Origin of the sequence: Lysinibacillus sp. BS3 (assembly GCF_039614735.1) — a bacterium.
Taxonomy (GTDB): domain Bacteria; phylum Bacillota; class Bacilli; order Bacillales_A; family Planococcaceae; genus Lysinibacillus; species Lysinibacillus capsici.
Map to the genome: position 1 here is coordinate 3,353,266 of NZ_CP154860.1, position 18,442 is coordinate 3,371,707.

Sequence of the window (18,442 nt, forward strand, 5' to 3'; positions counted from 1 at the left end):
AAACTTAGGCGACTTGGATGATAAGGAGGAACTCTGCGTGTCAAAGGCATATGAACAAGCAGGTGTAAATATTGAAGCGGGCTATGAAGCCGTAAAACGAATGAAGTCTCATGTTGAACGTACGAACCGTCTAGGTGTAATGGGGACATTTGGTGGTTTTGGTGGCATGTTTGACTTGTCAGAACTGAATCTTAAAGAACCTGTTCTTATTTCGGGGACAGATGGTGTTGGAACAAAGCTAAAGCTAGCCTTCATGGTAGACAAGCACGATACAATCGGTGTGGACTGTGTAGCAATGTGTGTAAATGATATTGTTGCTCAAGGAGCAGAACCGCTGTACTTTTTAGATTACGTAGCTCTTGGAAAAGCAGAGCCTGCAAAAATCGAACAAATTGTCAAAGGTGTTGCAGATGGCTGTGTGCAATCAGGTGCGGCTCTAATAGGTGGAGAAACTGCGGAAATGCCTGGTCTTTATGAAGAAGATGAATATGATCTAGCTGGCTTTGCAGTAGGCGCGTGTGAAAAGTCTGCTATCGTGACAGGTGAAGAAATCGTAGAAGGCGATGTACTTATTGGAATTGCATCAAGTGGTGTACATTCAAACGGTTATTCTTTAGTGCGTAAAATTGTCTTTGCAGATCATCAATATGCTGTGGATGCTATTGTAGAAGGCTATGAAGATCTAGGCCCAATCGGTGAGGCGCTTCTAGTGCCAACAAAGCTATATGCTAAACCTGTGCTAGCAGCTTTAAAGGCAGCAGATGTACATGGCTGTGCACATGTTACAGGTGGCGGTTTCTATGAAAATCTACCACGCATGATGCCAGAGGGACTAGCAACGGAAATCGACTTAGGTTCTTGGCCTGTATTACGTATCTTTGAATTCCTAAAAGAGAAAGGTCAGCTAGAAGATAAAGATTTATATAATGTGTTTAACATGGGTATTGGCTTTGTAATAGCTGTGCCAGAAACTGAAGCTGATAAAGTAATTGCTGCAGTTGAAGCAAATGGTGAAAAGGCTTATACAATCGGACGTGTTATTAAAGGTGACGGAGTAGTATTTAATGGCTCACATGATGGGAGTTTAGTGTAATGACTGCACCAACAAAAATAGCCGTGTTCGCGTCAGGTAGCGGTAGCAATTTTCAAGCCATTCAAGAGGCCATTGAACGTGGTGAACTCCATGCAAAGGTCGCACTAGTGGTCACAGATAAGCCTGGAGCATTTGTAGTAACACGTGCTGAAAACTTTGGGATTCCAGTGTTAGCATTGAATCCAAAAGAGTTTGTCTCGAAGTCAGCATATGAGACAGCTATTATCGAAGCTTTACATGAGTGCGATGTGAAATGGATTGTGCTTGCTGGGTATATGCGTTTAATCAGTGACGTATTATTAGCAGCCTTTCCACAGCGAATTGTTAATATTCACCCGTCCCTATTGCCTGCCTTTCCTGGAAAGGACGCTATTGGACAAGCCATTAATCATGGTGTGAAAATAACAGGTGTAACAGTGCATTTTGTTGATGAAGGAATGGATACTGGACCAATTATCGCTCAGGCAGCGGTACCTGTCATTGAAGGAAATCGCGAGGCAACAGAAGCTGAAATTCACAAACAAGAGCATTTATTATATACAAAGGCATTACAGCAATTATTACAGTAACTGAAGAGGGAGTTAGGTCGAGAATCCTACTCAACAAGTAAGACCTAACTCTATTAATCTATTGAAGCAAGTCAGTCGTGGACAGCACGATAAAAATTAGGAGGATATTGTTGTGACAAAACGTGCATTAATCAGTGTTTCCAATAAAGATGGTATTTTAGAATTTGCAAAGGAATTAGTAGCATTAGGTTATGAAATTTTATCAACTGGCGGTACAAAAAAAATGTTACAGGATAATGCGGTAGCTGTAACAGCAGTAGATGAAGTAACGAAGTTTCCTGAAATTTTAGATGGTCGTGTGAAAACTTTAAACCCAATGATTCACGGTGGTCTATTAGGAAAGTTTGATGATGTCTCTCATCAAGCACAGATGAATGAGCATGGAATTGAACCAATTGAAATTGTTTGTGTGAATCTCTATCCGTTTGTTGAAACAATTTCAAAGCCTAATGTAACTTGGGATGATGCAATTGAAAACATTGATATCGGTGGTCCAACAATGTTACGTTCTGCTGCAAAAAACCATCAATATGTAACAGTAATCGTGGACAGCAATGACTATGCAACAGTATTAGAGGAACTTAAAGCAGACGGTGCCACAACAATTGAAACACGTCGTAAACTAGCTGCGAAAGTTTTCCGTCACACAGCCGCTTATGATTCTTATATTTCGAACTACCTGACTGAAGAAGAGTTCCCAGAGAGCTTAACGATGACATATGAATTAAAGCAAAATTTACGCTATGGCGAAAACCCTCACCAAAAAGCGGCCTTCTACCAAAAGCGTCTTGGCTCTGACTTTTCATTAGCTTATGCTACACAATTACATGGTAAAGAGTTATCCTACAATAATATTCAAGATGGTAATGCAGCATTGCAAATTGTAAAAGAATTTGAAATGCCAGCTGCTGTAGCGGTGAAACATATGAATCCATGTGGTGTTGGCACTGGTGTCACGTTAGAGGCAGCATTCGATAAAGCATATGAAGCAGATCCAACATCTATTTTTGGCGGTATTATCGCATTAAATATGGAAGTGGATGCAGCAACTGCTGAGAAGCTAAGTCATATTTTCCTAGAGATTATTATTGCACCTGCTTTCTCACAAGAAGCATTAGATATTTTAACGAAAAAGAAAAATATCCGCTTACTAACAATTCCTTTCGAGCAAGCGAAACAAGATTCATTCAATGTAGTATCAGTTGAGGGTGGCCTTCTTGTACAGGAGCCAGATCGTTATGGCTTTGGCAATGCGGATATTAAAGTGGTGACAGATCGTGAACCAACAGAGCAAGAATGGGAAGCATTGCAACTTGGTTGGTCTGTTGTCAAACATGTGAAATCCAATGCGATTGTTGTAACAGATTCTCAAATGACACTTGGGGTTGGTGCAGGGCAAATGAATCGTGTAGGTGCAGCTAAAATTGCCTTTGAACAAGCTGGAGAAAAAGCGAAAGGTGCTGCATTAGCATCGGATGCATTTTTCCCAATGAGCGATACTGTGGAGGCGGCAGCAGCTGCAGGAATTACAGCAATTATTCAACCAGGTGGTTCCATTAAAGATCAAGATTCCATTGATAAAGCAAATGAATACGGCATTGCGATGGTATTCACAGGCGTACGTCATTTTAAACATTAATTGTAGAATTATATAGAAATCTAAACAGACCGAGATGTTGGTTCATCTCGGTTTTACTTACAAAGAGGAGGATTCTCTAAAATGAATGTATTAGTAATCGGAAGCGGTGGCCGTGAGCATGCAATCGCTAAACAATTTAGCATCTCTCCATCAGTGAACAACGTATTCGTAGCGCCAGGAAATGATGGGATGCGAGGCGAAGTAGAAGTTGTTGCTATTGATACAATGGATTTCGCAGGTCTCGCTCAATTTGCCAAGGAAAATGATATTGCATTAACATTTGTTGGCCCAGAACAGCCGCTTGCTGAAGGCATTGTCGATTTCTTTACAGCTAGAGGTTTACGTATTTTTGGTCCTACAAAAGTTGCTGCTCAAATAGAAAGCAGTAAATCCTATGCGAAAGAAATTATGAATAAATACAATATTCCTACAGCAGCACATGAAACATTTACTGAAGCAGAAAAAGCAATAGCGTATATTAAAGAACAAGGGGCGCCTATTGTCATTAAGGCTGATGGTTTAGCGGCTGGTAAGGGCGTCGTTGTGGCAATGACAGAGGAAGAAGCGATTGAAGCTGTAGAGGATATGATTGGAAACCAACGTTTTGGTGAATCCTCTTCACGTGTTGTCGTTGAGGAATTTTTAGACGGTGAAGAATTCTCCTTTATGTCTTTTGTGCACAAAGGACAAATTTATCCAATGGTTATTGCACAAGATCATAAACGAGCTTATGACGGTGATAAAGGACCAAACACAGGAGGTATGGGTGCTTATTCACCAGTACCACAAATCCCACAAGAGGTAGTAGATATTGCATTTCAAACTATTGTAGAACCAACTGTTAAAGGGATGGAGGCAGATGGTGCTTCCTTTACAGGTATTTTATACGCAGGGTTAATTTTAACGAATAAAGGTCCTCAGGTCATAGAGTTTAATGCTCGTTTTGGTGATCCTGAAACGCAAGTTGTATTGCCACGTATGGTTTCAGATTTTGGTGCATTTATGATGGCGTTAATGGATGAACAGCCTTTTGATTTACAATGGTCAGAAGAAGCAATGCTTGGTGTAGTCATTGCAGCAGAGGGTTACCCAGGAGACGTTGAAAAAGGTAAGGTATTACCGAATTTAGAGGCACTTTCGACATCACATGCAGTTTTCCATGCAGGTACAAAATTAGTAGACGGTCAATTCGTTGGTAATGGAGGACGTGTACTGTTAGTTGGTGCAAAAGCAGCTACTTTACAAGAAGCACAGGAAAAGGTTTATGAAGGTATTGCAACGGAAACATGGGATCACTTTTTCTTCCGTAAAGATATTGGCTGGCGTACGTTTAAGTAATTATTATTTTCACTAAATATTTTTTATCGTCTTTTGAAACCTCTTGTTGTTTCAAAACGTAAGAGGTAAGAGCCGTCTCAATAATAGATTGGGACGGCTCCTTTGACTAAGAAGGATTCTGAGCTTTATTCGTTGAAGAATCGCTACTATTTGAGGAATTTTGAGTTGAAGTGCTGGTGTTAGATTGTTTTGAAGCAGTAGCTTGTGAACCTGAAGAATTACCAGCTATAGCAGAGGAAAAATCCTTCATGAGCTTATCGATTTGTTCAGTAGACATAGAATTTTGCCCGCTGAACATACTTTGCATAGAGGTGTTCATGGCATTCTGCATATTGGAGCTTAAAACTGCTTTCGTTGGACAATATTTAAAAAGTCCCTCAGCCATTTTCATGGCACCTAATGCAATCATTAATCGACCTTTTGTACAATTAGGATTTCTAGAAACTTTAGCGATACCAAATGCGGTTAAACTTGTCCCCATGGCAAAACGACAAAATGCGTTCTTTTCGCTTAAATTTGCTTGCTGCATCATCATTACTTCCTCCTTTAGTCATTGTGGAAAAAATAAGCGAGGTGCACTTTGCTTTATGAAAGTGCTGTGTTACGATTGAAACAAGATGATTGCATAAAGCATAATTTTTATGAAAATATGCGATTATGCAGTAGTAGTATGTGATTTCAAGTTGGATTTACACAATGAAAAATTACGTAATTTAGGAAGGAGCGAATAGCATGGATCCAGTATGGAAAATAACAAAAATACGTCAACAATTAGCAGTAATCGATGGGAAAAAGGCACCAGATATCGTGCTGAAGAATGCACGTTATTTGCATAGTATGTTAAAGCAATTCATAGTAGGGAACATTTGGATTTTGGGAGATCGCATTGTCTATGCTGGTGACAGAATGCCTCCTTTATTAGAAGGAACAGAAGTGGTGGATTGTACAGGAAAAACAATCGTACCTGGCTATATTGAGCCACATGTACACCCATTCCAGCTTTATCATCCACAGTCATTTGCAGATTTTTGTGGTCAGCTTGGGACAACAACTTTTATTTCGGATAATTTAAGCTTTGTTTTAAATTTAGAAAATAAGAAAGCGTTTTCAATTTTAGAGAGTTTGAAAAAGCTACCTTTTTCTTTTTATTGGTGGACTCGCTTTGACTCACAAACTGAATTGGAGCAAGAAGAAGAGGTTTTCTCTAATACTTCTATATTAGAGTGGTTAGAGCGAAGTGATGTCTTACTTGGTGGAGAGTTGACAGGCTGGCCTAAGCTGTTGCATGGCGACGATCAAATGCTTTATCGTATGCAAATGGCTAAGGGACTGGGAAAAAAAATTGAAGGTCATTTCCCTGGAGCTTCAGAAAGAACATTGGCACGAATGAAACTGCTTGGTGCTGATGGTGATCATGAGGCAATGACAGTAGAAGAGGTAGAGCGTCGTATTATGCAGGGCTATGCTGTAACTTTACGTCATTCTTCCATACGACCAGATTTACCACATCTACTAAAAGGAATAGTAGAAAAAGAGCTTCCAATCTTTGATCATTTAATGATGACAACAGACGGTTCAACTCCTTCATTCCATGAGGATGGTGTGATGGATAAATGCATTCAAGTAGCTTTAGATGCAGGGGTATCTCCTATTGATGCTTATCAAATGGCTTCCTATAATGTAGCACGTTATTACAACATGTCTAATTTACATGGTTTTATCGCAACAGGGCGTTTTGCTTCACTCAATATTTTACAAGATGAATATCATCCTGTTCCAGAAAGTGTTTTATCAAAGGGTGTCTGGTTGAAGCGTAATGGGGATCGTGTGCATAGAATGGCGACAATTGATTATTCTGCCATCCCAGCTTTAGATTTAGATTTCTCATTAGATTCACAGGATTTCCAGTTTTCTATGCCGTTTGGGATTCAATTAGTTAATGATGTGATTACAAAGCCTTATAATTCTTTAATTACGAAAGAAGGGCCATTGGCAAATCATGATGAGTGCTATTTAATGCTCATTAACCGAAAAGGCAACTGGCATGTAAATACAATGATTAAAGGATTTGCAACGGATGTCCAAGGCTTTGCATCCTCTTATTCCAACACTGGTGACATATTGTTAATTGGAAAAAATAAAGACGATATGATTAAAGCCTTCGAAGAAATGAAGGCAATGAATGGTGGTATTGTTCTCGTCGAAAAAGGAGAAGTTATAGCGGACATACCATTAACAATTGGTGGACTTTTATATGATGGAGATGTATTCACTTTAACAGAGAAAGAAAAGGCTTTAAAACAAGCTTTAGCAGATAGAGGCTATCAATTAGGAGATGCCATTTATACATTATTATTTTTACAATCTACTCATTTACCATATATTCGTATAACACCACAAGGAATTTTCGATGTGATGAAGAATAAGTTATTATTACCTGCTGTTATGCGCTAATTCATGAAAGTGTTTCAGTTGTTTAAACAATTACAAATATTGTAATTGTTCAAAGGAGAGATATGCTTGTGTTCAAATCGAAAAAATTATGGATTGCTTTTGCATTTAGTGCTTTGGTAATCGGGGGATGTTCAAAGGATACACCAAAAGTCAAAGAGGATGATGAACCAATTGTAGAGGAAGAAGCAGTAGTGGAGGAGCCTGTGCAACAACCAGCATTTGTTGCACCACTTACTGGGGAGGCTGTACAAGAAGAAATTACACAGCGACCAATTATCGTAACCATTAATAATCATCCAGCGGCACGTCCACAATCAGGCTTAGCTGCGGCGGATATCACTTATGAAATGCTTGCAGAAGGTAATGTGACACGCTTTTTAGCAGTATACCAAAGTGAACTGCCTGAAAATATTGGGCCAGTTCGTAGTGCACGCTCTTATTTTATCGATATGGCCAAGGGATTTGATGCCTTTTATGTAGCACATGGCTATAGTCCTGAGGCGAAAACAATGCTTGATCATCGTATCGTCGACAATATCAACGGTATGGCTTATGATGGTATTCTGTTTAAACGTTCTAACGACCGCGTTGCGCCACACAATTCCTATATTACATCAGAAAACATTCTAAAAGGTGCTGAAATGGTAGGCGCTTCAATGAATTACAGTGAAAAAGTACTTCAGGCTTTTTATGAACCAGATGAACGTGGTAAAATAGGTATTGAAACAAGTCAAGTTGACATTTATTACGGAAATAATGAAGATTTCCATAACGCGTATGTGTATAATCATCAAACGAATCACTATGAACGACAATCGGCTAGCGTGGACACAAAAGATATGTTAACAGGCGAAACAGTGTCATTAGCAAATGTTCTATTTTTCGAAATGGATCACCAAACAATTGATGATATTGGTCGCCAAGCAATTGATTTAACGTCTGGTGGAAATGCGTATGTATTTCAAAATGGCTATTTGAGGGAAGTCAAATGGGCTAATGTTAATGGAATACCAATGGCTGTAGAGCAAACAGGGGATCCTGTAAAGCTTGTACCAGGAAAGTCGTGGGTTCATTTCGTACCATCTTCGCCAGGGTTACAAGCAATGGTGAAAACGCAGCCTTAAAGGGAGGAAAATTGTATGCAAATCGAAAAAATTCGGGGGCATCAAACAGATCAATTATTTAAAGCAGTGTTAGAGTTGAAGGACATCGAGGAATGCTATAAGTTTTTTGATGATTTATGTACGATTAGTGAAATTCAATCGTTGGCACAACGCTTTGAGGTTGCACATTTATTACGATTAAAGAAAACCTACGAATCCATTAAAAAGGAAACAGGGGCAAGTACTGCAACTATTTCGCGCGTGCGTCGCTGCTTCGATTATGGGAATGATACATATGATGAAATGTTAGGTCGTTTGTATCCAGATGAAAAACCATTCCAAGCACCAAAAGAATAGTCAGAAAAAAGGCTGAGTAGAAGTTCTACTCGGTCTTTTTCATTTTTTTGTCGTGTATCATAAGCTATACTTGTAAACGAATAGATAGAAAATGATAGGTGGTAAACATAGATGGATTATTTAGAATGGAGACATGTGTTCAAGCTAGATCCAGCGAAGGACATTTCCGATGAAGCATTAGAAAAAATTTGCGAGTCTGGGACAGATGTTATTTTGGTCGGGGGAACAGATAATGTAACGTTGGATGGGGTATTAGATTTACTTGTTCGAGTGCGTCGTTTTGAGGTGCCGATAGCACTTGAAATTTCTACGATCGATGCGGTAACACCAGGTTACGACTATTATTTCATCCCAACGGTATTAAATAGTGATGATCCAAAATGGATTAAAAATTTACATCATGAGGCTATTAAAGAATACGGCGATATTATGGTATGGGATGAATTAGTAGCGGAAGGATATTGTATTTTAAATCCTGATTGTAAAGTAGCCCATGTAACGGGTGCGAAAACAGATTTAACGATTGATGACGTGGTAGCTTATGCACGCATGGCAGAGAATTTCTTTAAACTGCCTGTTTTTTATTTAGAGTACAGTGGAATGTATGGCAATCTAGAGGTAGTTAGTGCTGTGAAAAACGAACTGAAGCATACCAAACTCTTTTACGGTGGTGGCATAACATCTGTAAAGCAAGCAGAGGAAATGGCACGCGTTGCAGATACGGTAGTAGTTGGAAATATTATTTACGAAGATTTAAAAGCTGCACTTGCGACTGTTAAGGCTGTTAAAAATACGTTATAATTTTAGAACAAATGTTTGTAAGGCGGTGCGAAATGGAACAGTTAACAAAAAATTTACTAGCAGGCATGAATCCTGAACAAGAAAGAGCAGTTAAAACAACTGAAGGACCATTACTCATTATGGCAGGCGCTGGGTCAGGAAAAACACGAGTTTTAACACATCGTATTGCTTACCTAGTTATCGAAAAGGAAGTATATCCTTCTAAAATTTTAGCGATTACATTTACAAATAAAGCAGCACGAGAAATGCGTGAACGTATTGATGGCATTCTTGGTAATGGTACGGGCGATAGTATGTGGGTTTCTACTTTCCACTCTATGTGTGTAAGAATTTTACGTCGTAATATCGATCAACTAGGCATTTCTCGTAATTTCTCTATTTTAGATTCTACGGATCAGCTTTCAGTCATCAAAAATGTGATGAAGGAAGAAAATATTGATCCAAAACGTTTTGAGCCACGAGCAATTTTAAATGCTATTAGTGCAGCAAAAAACGAGTGTATAGCAGCGGATGATTACGCAGGCCAAATGAATGATAAGAATCCTTATGAACAAACAGTTGCACGTGTCTATAAAGGCTATGAGAAAAGATTACGCCGCAACCAATCCCTTGATTTTGATGATTTGATTATGACGACGATTACGTTGTTTAAACGTGTACCTGAAGTGCTTGAATATTATCAAAATAAATTTCAATATATTCATGTCGATGAATATCAAGATACCAATAAATCTCAGTATTTACTTGTACAATTACTAGCAAAGAAATTTAAAAATATTTGTGTTGTAGGTGATTCCGATCAGTCTATCTATCGTTGGCGTGGTGCAGATATTGGGAATATCCTATCCTTCGAAAAGGATTATCCAACTGCAAAGGTGATTATGCTAGAGCAAAATTATCGTTCAACTAAACGCATCCTACAGGCAGCCAATGACGTCATTCAAAATAATACAACACGTTACCCAAAAGAATTACGCACAGAAAATTCAGAAGGTGAAAAGATTGCACTATATAAAGCTTATAACGAGCAGGAGGAAGCGCAATTTGTTGTACAAACGATTCAACAGTTAATTGAAAAAGAAAATCGTTCATTTGATGACTTTGCTATTTTATATCGTACAAACGCTCAATCTCGTGTAATGGAGGAAGTACTTGTTAAGTCCAATATGGCCTATCAAATAGTAGGCGGAACAAAGTTCTATGATCGAAAAGAGATAAAGGACTTACTAGCATATTTACGACTTATTGCTAATAATGATGATGATTTATCACTAGCACGTATTATTAATGAGCCAAAGCGCAGTATTGGTGCAACTTCCTTTGAAAAAATGGCACGTTATGCGATAGATCAGGATCGTTCGATTTTTGACGCGATGAATGATCTTGTTTTCATGGGATTATCAGGGAAAGCAGCAAATTCGGCTGAGCAATTTTATGCCATGATTAAAGGCTTTACACAAATGCAGGAATATCTATCTGTCACTGAAATTGTGGAGCAAGTTATTGATAAATCGGGTTATCGAGCAATGTTACAAAACGAAAAAACAATTGAAGCAGAAAGCCGTTTAGAAAATATTGAAGAGTTTTTATCTGTCACAAAGGCTTTTGAAGAGCGCAGTGATGATAAAAGCTTAATTGCCTTTTTAACAGATTTAGCCCTTATAGCTGATATTGATGCACTTGACAAAGAGGATGCATCTAAAGGCAATATTATTTTAATGACGATGCATGCAGCTAAAGGCTTAGAGTTCCCAGTTGTCTTTATTATCGGTATGGAGGAAAACATCTTCCCACATTCACGCTCACTAGACGATCAAGAAGAAATGGAAGAGGAACGCCGCCTTATGTACGTAGGTGTGACCCGTGCTGAGGAACGTCTATATTTAACATGTGCCCAAAGCCGAACGATTTTTGGTCGTTCAAGCTTTAATAATGCATCCCGATTTTTAGGTGAAATTTCTCAAGATATTACAGAGTCAATTTCTAAGGCAGGGACAACATCAACAGTACCATTTGCTACTAACAATCGTTCAATCGGTGGCCATCAAAAGCGTACGCTGGGTGCTATTCAGCAAACACAACCTGCCACAGCACGTTTACAAGCAACGGGGGGAGATCAATTTGGATGGAAAGCTGGAGATAAGGCGATTCATAAAAAATGGGGAACAGGTATGGTTGTTAGTGTAAAAGGTGAAGGTGATAGTACAGAGCTTGATATCGCATTCCCACAACCAATTGGTATAAAGCGATTACTTGCTCAATTTGCACCGATTGAAAAAGCGTAAGCGGAGGAACGTAAATGAACGAAATAGAACAGCGTATAGCGGAGTTAAATAAATTACTGCATGAATATGGTTATGCCTATTATGTGTTAGATAAACCTGTCGTAGCAGATAGTGTCTATGACCAGCTATTACAGGAACTGATTGCATTAGAAGAAGCGAACCCATCCCTTACTTACCCCGATTCTCCTACGCAGCGTGTTGGTGGAGCAGTGGTAGAGGGTTTTAAAAAAGTGACGCATGATTACCCAATGCTTAGTCTTTCAAATGCTTTTCATGAAGCGGATTTACGAGAATTCGATCGTAAAGTGCGTCAGGCTATCGGAGATCAATTTTCATATGTATGTGAGCTGAAAATAGATGGTTTAGCTATTTCATTAAAATATGAAAATGGCATGTTTGTACAAGGGGCTACAAGAGGAGATGGTGTGGTAGGAGAAGATATTACCGCCAATTTAAAGACAATCCGTGCGATTCCCCTTCGTTTAAAGGAACCTATTACGATTGAAGTACGTGGTGAGGCGTATATGCCAAAAAAATCCTTTGAAAACTTAAATGCCCAACGTGCAGACAATGGTGAGGAGTTGTTTGCTAATCCACGGAATGCTGCTGCTGGCTCATTACGTCAGTTAGACCCTAAAATTGCGGCCAGTCGCCAATTATCAACGTTTATCTATGCCATTGGCGGAGACGGTGAAGTATATGGTATCGACGGTCATGCAGAAATGCTTGATTATTTAGAAGGCTTAGGCTTCCCTTCCAATAAAGAACGCCAACGATGCTCTACTATTGAAGAGGTAATGGCCTTTATAGAACATTGGACAGAAAATCGTCCAAAATTAGCTTACGAGATTGACGGAATTGTTATTAAAGTTGACCGTTATGCTCAGCAAGATGAACTAGGTTATACAGCAAAGAGTCCACGCTGGGCGATTGCCTATAAATTTCCCGCAGAGGAAGTTGTTACAACGTTACTTGATATTGATTTAACAGTAGGTCGTACAGGTGTTGTTACTCCTACAGCGATTTTAACCCCCGTACAAGTAGCGGGAACGACGGTTCAACGTGCTTCTTTACACAATGAAGATTTAATTCGAGATAAGGATATTCGTCTTGGTGATACAGTTATTATTCGAAAAGCTGGTGACATTATTCCTCAAGTTGTGGGTGTGCTAATAGAACAACGTCCTGAGGATTCAGTCCCTTTTGTCATGCCAAAAAATTGCCCTGTTTGTGATAGTGAATTGATTCGGATTGAAGGCGAAGTTGCCCTGCGCTGTGTAAATCCTGCCTGCTTTGCGCAAATTGCAGAAAGCATAAAATATTTTGTTTCTCGAAACGCGATGAATATTGACGGTCTTGGGGATAAAGTAGTGGAGCAATTATTACGTGCAGATTTAATACATGATGTTTCTGACCTGTATCATTTAACGGTAGAGCAGCTTGTGGAATTGGAGCGTATGGGCGAAAAATCAGCAACTAATTTAGTAAATGCCATTCAAGCATCGAAGGAAAATTCGATGGAGCGTTTATTAATTGGACTAGGAATTCGTCATGTTGGTGAAAAAGCAGCCAAAATCGTATCAGAGGAATTTGGTTCAATGGAAGCAGTGATGGCTGCAACAGAGGAGCAGCTTGTGGCAATTTATGAAATTGGAGATAAAATGGCTTCATCGTTAGTGGAGTATTTCTCAAATGAAGATGCACGAGCAGTCATTAAGCGTCTTGCTGAAGCAGGCGTGAATATGACATACAAAGGTAAAAAAGTAGAAGTAGCGATAGGTGATAGTCCTTTTGCAGGTAAAACAATTGTCTTAACTGGTAAACTTGAGCAATTGACACGCAACGAAGCAAAAGCGAAAATAGAAGAGTTAGGTGGTACAGTCACGGGTAGTGTCAGCAAAAAAACAGATCTAGTGATCGCAGGTGCGGATGCAGGCTCTAAACTAACAAAGGCTGAGCAATTGGGTATCGAAGTTTGGACTGAAGATAACTTAATTGAACAACTTAACCTCATTTAATAAGTGCATGATATCCTGCCTTTTATGAATAAAAGGCAATGTTGAGTGCACAACCGTTACAACAAGGCGTCGAGTAGATTCGTCGACCTAAAATTGACTATTAGTAAAGGAGCACTAAATAATGAAGTCTTTTCGACTCATTCCAGCAATCGTAGCTGCTGCAATGCTAGTCGGCTGTGTGCCTTCTGACAAGAAGGAGACAGAGCTTACACAGGAAACGCAACAGAAAGAAAAAGCTGAAACAACAATTATCCCAAGCATACAAATTGATGAATCTTATTATAAGACGCTTATCCCTTATAAAGAGAGTGCAAGTAGAGGTCTAGTGGTATCTAACATTTATACGAAATATGATATGAAGGAAGTTGAATCAGGTTTAATGCGTTTATCTCAAAACGAGTTCGACACAGAAAACTACTACTTCCAAGAAGGTCAATATTTAGCTGAAAGTACAGTAAGCTCTTGGCTTGCTCGTAGTTCACAAACAGAGGATGGATTAAATCCACCGACAACAGACACAATGACACCTGAGGAGCGAGCAACAAAGGCTCCAGTTTATTTATCCCATATTGTAGAGCAAAACTACTTAACAAAAACGAAGGATAATAAAGTGAAACTAGGCGGGATTTCAATCGGTCTTGCTTTAAATTCTATCTATTACTATCAAAAAGAACAGTATGGCGAATATTACGAGGAACCAATTTCAGAGTCTACTCTTATTGAGCAGGGCAAAAAAATGGCTACTGAAATCGTTTCTCGTTTACGTTCACGTGAAGAGTTAAAGGATGTACCGATTGTAGTCGGTCTGTTTAAGCAGCAAGCCCGTAATCAAATTATTCCAGGGACATACTTTAGCTATGGTGTAGCAAAAGCTGGGCAGAACAGCATCGCTGATTGGGAAGGTATAGATGAAAATTACGTCTTGTTCCCAACAGATGATTCACAAGATGTATACCGAGATGTCAACAATAACTTCAAGAACTTCAAGCAAGATGTTGATAAATATTTTTCTAACTATACAAGTGTGATCGGAACTGGTTTCTATCGTAATAAACAAATACAAAACCTTTCGATTGAAATCCCAATCCAATTTTTCGGCAAAGCAGAGATAATAGGATTTACGCAATATTTAACAGGGATTTTAATCAATCAATTTGATAATATTCATGTGGAAGTGAGTGTTACTTCAGTGAATGGTCCTGAGGCATTAATCATCAAAAAGGCCAATGACAAGGACCCTTACGTGCATGTCTATGATTAATATAGTCAGCCTTTGTGCTGACTATATTTTTTATGGTAATGGATTGAAATAGAGGAACACAACAGGATGATAGAGACAACACTTTGTTATAGTAGTGAAAGTTTCTATATTTTTAGTGAAAGTTGTGATTTTTAAAATGAAAAATGTTATGATTATTGGCATGGTTAACTTTATTCAACCCTATTGTTATCAATAAAAACAATGAATTGAACAAGTATTCGGAGGTGTGAAAAATGGCTAAATTAACAAAAGAAGAAGTAAAGCACGTGGCAAATTTAGCACGTCTTGCAATTACAGAAGAAGAAGCAGAGAAATTTGCTGAACAGCTTGGTAAAATTACAGACTTTGCGGAGCAGTTAAATGAACTGGATACAACAAATGTTGAACCAACAACGCACGTTTTACCATTAGTGAATGTAATGCGTGAAGACGTAGCAGTAAAAGGTTTAGACCGCGAAGTAATGATGTTAAACGTAAAAGAACAAGAAGATGGTCAAGTAAAAGTACCAGCTATCATGTAATACTAAAACATAGGAGGATTCCTCATGACGCTATTTGAACGTTCAGCTAAGGAGTTACAAGCAGAAATTAAAGCGGGTAACTTATCAATCGCTGACTTAACGAAAGAAGCATACGAGCGTATTGCAAAGCTTGATGGCGATGTACAAGCATTCCTTGCTTCAAACGAAGAAAAAGCAACTGCTCAAGCTGCTGAAATGGATAAAGTACCATTTGAAAAGCGTGGACCATTATTCGGTCTACCGATCGGTGTGAAAGACAACATCGTAACAGAAGGCTTAGAAACAACATGTGCCTCTAAAATTCTAGAAGGCTTTATGCCGATCTATGATGCAACTGTTGTCAACAAGCTACGTGAAGCTGGCATGATTACAGTTGGTAAATTAAACATGGATGAATTTGCAATGGGTTCTTCAAACGAAAACTCATACTATAAAACAACAAAAAATCCATGGAACTTAAACCACGTACCAGGAGGTTCTTCAGGTGCATCTGCAGCAGCTGTAGCAGCTGGTGAAGTACCCTTCTCTCTTGGATCAGATACAGGTGGTTCAATCCGTCAACCTGCAGCTTACTGTGGTGTTGTAGGGATGAAACCTACATATGGTCGTGTATCTCGTTTTGGTCTCGTTGCATTCGCATCTTCTCTAGATCAAATTGGACCAATTACACGCAATGTTGAAGATAATGCGCTATTACTAGAAGCTATCGCTGGATTAGATCCAAATGATTCGACTTCTGCGAATGTTGAGGTGCCAAATTACGCTGCAGCTCTTACTGGTGATGTTAAGGGCTTACGTATCGCTGTGCCAAAAGAATTCCTTGGTGAAGGAGTTGGTGAAGCAGCTCGTCAATCAGTGCTTGCGGCATTAGAGGTATTAAAAGGCTTAGGTGCTACTGTAGAAGAGGTATCACTTCCTCACTCGAAATATGCACTAGCTGCGTACTATATCCTTTCTTCATCTGAAGCGTCTTCTAACTTATCTCGTTTCGATGGTATCCGCTATGGTTTCCGTGCAGAAAACGTTACAAATTTAATGGACCTTTATAAAGAAACACGTGCACAAGGCTTTGGTGATGAAGTAAAACGACGTATCATGCTAGGTACTTATTCACTAAGTGCAGGTACGTATGATGCGTACTACAAAAAAGCACAACAAGCACGTACATTGATCAAAGCAGACTACGATAAAGTATTTGAAGACTTTGATGTTATCATTGGACCAACAGCTCCAACACCAGCATTCAAGATTGGTGAAAATGTTGATGATCCAATGACAATGTATGCAAACGATATTTTAACAATCCCGATGAACTTAGCAGGTGTACCAGCGATTTCAATTCCTTGTGGCTTTGAAAACGGCCTACCATTAGGTTTACAAATAATTGGTAAATATTTCGATGAAGCAACTATTTACCGTGTGGCTCATGCTTTTGAACAAGCAACTGAGTTCCATAAAGAAGTTCCTCAAATGTGGGAGGGAAAATAACATGAACTTTGAAACAGTCATTGGTTTAGAAGTACACGTTGAGTTGAAGACTAACTCAAAAATCTTCTCACCAGCACCAGCTCACTTTGGTGCTGAACCAAATACAAATACAACAGTAATCGATTTAGGCTATCCTGGGGTCCTACCAGTCCTGAACAAAAATGTAGTAGATTTCGCTATGCGTGCAGCACTTGCACTCAATATGGAAATCGAACAAGAAACAAAGTTTGACCGTAAAAACTACTTCTATCCAGATAATCCGAAAGCTTATCAAATTTCACAATTCGATAAACCAATCGGTAAAAATGGTTGGATTGATATTGAAGTAGACGGCTATACAAAACGTATCGGTATCACACGTCTTCATATGGAAGAAGATGCTGGTAAACTTTCACATGCTGGTGACCATTCACTAGTTGACTTTAACCGTCAAGGAACACCGCTTGTTGAAATCGTTTCTGAGCCAGATATTCGTACACCAAACGAAGCATATGCATATCTCGAAAAATTAAAATCGATTATTCAATATACTGACGTATCTGATTGTAAGATGGAAGAAGGCTCATTACGTTGTGATGCCAATATTTCTATTCGCCCTTATGGTCAAGAAGAATTTGGTACAAAAACAGAGCTTAAAAACCTGAACTCCTTCAACTATGTTCGTCGTGGTTTAGAGCATGAAGAATTACGTCAAGCAGATGTATTATTATCTGGTGGCGTGATTGAGCAAGAAACACGTCGTTTTGATGAAAAAACAGGTAAAACAATTTTAATGCGTGTTAAAGAGGGAACAGACGATTACCGTTACTTCCCAGAGCCAGACTTAGTTCGTCTTTCAATTGATGATGCATGGTTAGAGCGTGTGAAATCTGAAATTCCTGAGCTTCCAGATGCTCGTAAAAAACGCTATGTTGAAGAACTAGGCTTAACACCTTATGATGCTGGAGTTCTTGTTATCTCTAAAGAGATCTCAGACTTCTTTGAGGCAATGGTAGCAAATGGGGCAGATGCTAAGCTTTCTGCTAACTGGTTAATGGGAGATGTTTCTGCTTATTTAAACGCAGAGCAAAAAGATCTAAAAGATACTGCATTAACACCAGAAAACCTTGCTGAAATGGTGAAATTAATCACAGACGGTACAATTTCTTCTAAGATCGGTAAAAAAGTATTTGCTGAATTGGTAGAAAATGGCGGTTCTGCACAGGATATTGTGAAAGCAAAAGGCTTAGTGCAAATTTCTGATGAAGGTGCATTACTAGCAATCGTAACAGAAGTTTTAGATAACAATGCTCAATCTATCGAGGACTTCAAAAATGGTAAAGACCGTGCGATTGGCTTCTTAGTTGGTCAAATTATGAAGGCAACAAAAGGTCAAGCTAACCCTCCAATGGTTAATAAATTATTACAACAAGAAATTGCCAAACGATAATACTCGTTGTAACATAATAGCCGAGAGAGCTTCATTGCTCCCTCGGCTATTAATTTTCAAAAATGTAACAAATTTGCATTTTGCGA

15 protein-coding genes are annotated in these 18,442 nt (G+C 38.9%); 14 read left to right on the plus strand and 1 reads right to left on the minus strand.

Features of this window, described 5'->3' with window-relative positions; genetic code table 11:
- Positions 1 to 37: 37 nt before the first annotated feature.
- From purM to purD, 4 genes are all read left to right on the plus strand, one after another.
- Positions 38 to 1,093: a phosphoribosylformylglycinamidine cyclo-ligase gene (gene purM, locus AAJG31_RS16510; protein WP_048394892.1), complete on the plus strand. Its 1,056-nt coding sequence runs from the start codon at positions 38 to 40 to the stop codon at positions 1,091 to 1,093.
- Positions 1,093 to 1,662 carry a phosphoribosylglycinamide formyltransferase gene (gene purN, locus AAJG31_RS16515; RefSeq protein WP_004225729.1) on the plus strand — a complete coding sequence of 190 codons (570 nt, stop codon included), beginning with the start codon at positions 1,093 to 1,095 and terminating at the stop codon, positions 1,660 to 1,662. Before purM ends, purN begins: the two co-directional genes overlap by 1 nt.
- 112 nt (positions 1,663 to 1,774) lie before the next feature.
- Entirely contained in the window at positions 1,775 to 3,301 is a 1,527-nt protein-coding gene (purH, locus tag AAJG31_RS16520) for a bifunctional phosphoribosylaminoimidazolecarboxamide formyltransferase/IMP cyclohydrolase (RefSeq protein WP_066038207.1), read from the plus strand.
- Between the two features lie 81 nt (positions 3,302 to 3,382).
- Complete coding sequence (gene purD / locus AAJG31_RS16525) at positions 3,383 to 4,639, plus strand: phosphoribosylamine--glycine ligase (protein ID WP_257962133.1); 1,257 nt, start codon at positions 3,383 to 3,385, stop codon at positions 4,637 to 4,639.
- Positions 4,640 to 4,745: 106 nt separating this feature from the next.
- On the opposite strand, the gene AAJG31_RS16530 is transcribed toward purD, so the two are convergent.
- Positions 4,746 to 5,171 (minus strand): YgaP-like transmembrane domain, encoded by a 426-nt coding sequence (locus AAJG31_RS16530; protein WP_053075731.1) that lies wholly within the window; start codon positions 5,169 to 5,171, stop codon positions 4,746 to 4,748.
- A 200-nt stretch (positions 5,172 to 5,371) separates the two neighbouring features.
- Between AAJG31_RS16530 and AAJG31_RS16535 the strand changes: the two genes are divergently transcribed.
- From AAJG31_RS16535 to gatB, 10 genes are all read left to right on the plus strand, one after another.
- Positions 5,372 to 7,093, plus strand: coding sequence for an adenine deaminase C-terminal domain-containing protein (locus AAJG31_RS16535; protein ID WP_054548980.1), 1,722 nt, complete (start codon positions 5,372 to 5,374; stop codon positions 7,091 to 7,093).
- Between the two features lie 68 nt (positions 7,094 to 7,161).
- Positions 7,162 to 8,217, plus strand: a complete 1,056-nt coding sequence (locus AAJG31_RS16540) for a DUF3048 domain-containing protein (RefSeq protein ID WP_054548981.1) — start codon at positions 7,162 to 7,164, stop codon at positions 8,215 to 8,217.
- Between the two features lie 15 nt (positions 8,218 to 8,232).
- Positions 8,233 to 8,553, plus strand: a complete 321-nt coding sequence (locus tag AAJG31_RS16545) for a YerC/YecD family TrpR-related protein (RefSeq protein ID WP_004225717.1) — start codon at positions 8,233 to 8,235, stop codon at positions 8,551 to 8,553.
- 111 nt (positions 8,554 to 8,664) lie between these two features.
- Positions 8,665 to 9,354: a heptaprenylglyceryl phosphate synthase gene (locus AAJG31_RS16550; RefSeq protein ID WP_054548982.1), complete on the plus strand. Its 690-nt coding sequence runs from the start codon at positions 8,665 to 8,667 to the stop codon at positions 9,352 to 9,354.
- 32 nt (positions 9,355 to 9,386) lie between these two features.
- The gene (pcrA, locus tag AAJG31_RS16555) at positions 9,387 to 11,639 is read left to right on the plus strand and encodes a DNA helicase PcrA (protein WP_054548983.1); all 2,253 of its coding nucleotides are present in this window, start codon (positions 9,387 to 9,389) and stop codon (positions 11,637 to 11,639) included.
- A 14-nt stretch (positions 11,640 to 11,653) separates the two neighbouring features.
- Positions 11,654 to 13,657, plus strand: coding sequence for an NAD-dependent DNA ligase LigA (gene ligA / locus AAJG31_RS16560; RefSeq protein ID WP_279496261.1), 2,004 nt, complete (start codon positions 11,654 to 11,656; stop codon positions 13,655 to 13,657).
- Positions 13,658 to 13,778: 121 nt separating this feature from the next.
- Entirely contained in the window at positions 13,779 to 14,918 is a 1,140-nt protein-coding gene (locus AAJG31_RS16565) for a CamS family sex pheromone protein (RefSeq protein WP_054548985.1), read from the plus strand.
- Between the two features lie 233 nt (positions 14,919 to 15,151).
- Positions 15,152 to 15,439: an Asp-tRNA(Asn)/Glu-tRNA(Gln) amidotransferase subunit GatC gene (gene gatC, locus AAJG31_RS16570; RefSeq protein ID WP_004225708.1), complete on the plus strand. Its 288-nt coding sequence runs from the start codon at positions 15,152 to 15,154 to the stop codon at positions 15,437 to 15,439.
- Between the two features lie 24 nt (positions 15,440 to 15,463).
- A complete protein-coding gene (gene gatA / locus AAJG31_RS16575; RefSeq protein ID WP_004225706.1) occupies positions 15,464 to 16,927 on the plus strand; it encodes an Asp-tRNA(Asn)/Glu-tRNA(Gln) amidotransferase subunit GatA in 1,464 nt (487 codons plus the stop codon).
- 1 nt (position 16,928) lies between these two features.
- A complete protein-coding gene (gene gatB, locus AAJG31_RS16580) occupies positions 16,929 to 18,356 on the plus strand; it encodes an Asp-tRNA(Asn)/Glu-tRNA(Gln) amidotransferase subunit GatB (RefSeq protein ID WP_048394874.1) in 1,428 nt (475 codons plus the stop codon).
- Positions 18,357 to 18,442: the final 86 nt, after the last annotated feature.

Excerpts from the sequence above, each read along its gene's own strand:
- purN (WP_004225729.1), top strand. The coding sequence starts at position 1,093 with ATGACTGCACCAACAAAAATAGCCGTGTTCGCGTCAGGTAGCGGTAGC.
- purD (WP_257962133.1), top strand. The coding sequence starts at position 3,383 with ATGAATGTATTAGTAATCGGAAGCGGTGGCCGTGAGCATGCAATCGCT.
- AAJG31_RS16530 (WP_053075731.1), bottom strand. The coding sequence starts at position 5,171 with ATGATGCAGCAAGCAAATTTAAGCGAAAAGAACGCATTTTGTCGTTTT.
- AAJG31_RS16535 (WP_054548980.1), top strand. The coding sequence starts at position 5,372 with ATGGATCCAGTATGGAAAATAACAAAAATACGTCAACAATTAGCAGTA.
- AAJG31_RS16545 (WP_004225717.1), top strand. The coding sequence starts at position 8,233 with ATGCAAATCGAAAAAATTCGGGGGCATCAAACAGATCAATTATTTAAA.
- AAJG31_RS16550 (WP_054548982.1), top strand. The coding sequence starts at position 8,665 with ATGGATTATTTAGAATGGAGACATGTGTTCAAGCTAGATCCAGCGAAG.
- pcrA (WP_054548983.1), top strand. The coding sequence starts at position 9,387 with ATGGAACAGTTAACAAAAAATTTACTAGCAGGCATGAATCCTGAACAA.
- ligA (WP_279496261.1), top strand. The coding sequence starts at position 11,654 with ATGAACGAAATAGAACAGCGTATAGCGGAGTTAAATAAATTACTGCAT.
- AAJG31_RS16565 (WP_054548985.1), top strand. The coding sequence starts at position 13,779 with ATGAAGTCTTTTCGACTCATTCCAGCAATCGTAGCTGCTGCAATGCTA.
- gatC (WP_004225708.1), top strand. The coding sequence starts at position 15,152 with ATGGCTAAATTAACAAAAGAAGAAGTAAAGCACGTGGCAAATTTAGCA.
- gatA (WP_004225706.1), top strand. The coding sequence starts at position 15,464 with ATGACGCTATTTGAACGTTCAGCTAAGGAGTTACAAGCAGAAATTAAA.
- gatB (WP_048394874.1), top strand. The coding sequence starts at position 16,929 with ATGAACTTTGAAACAGTCATTGGTTTAGAAGTACACGTTGAGTTGAAG.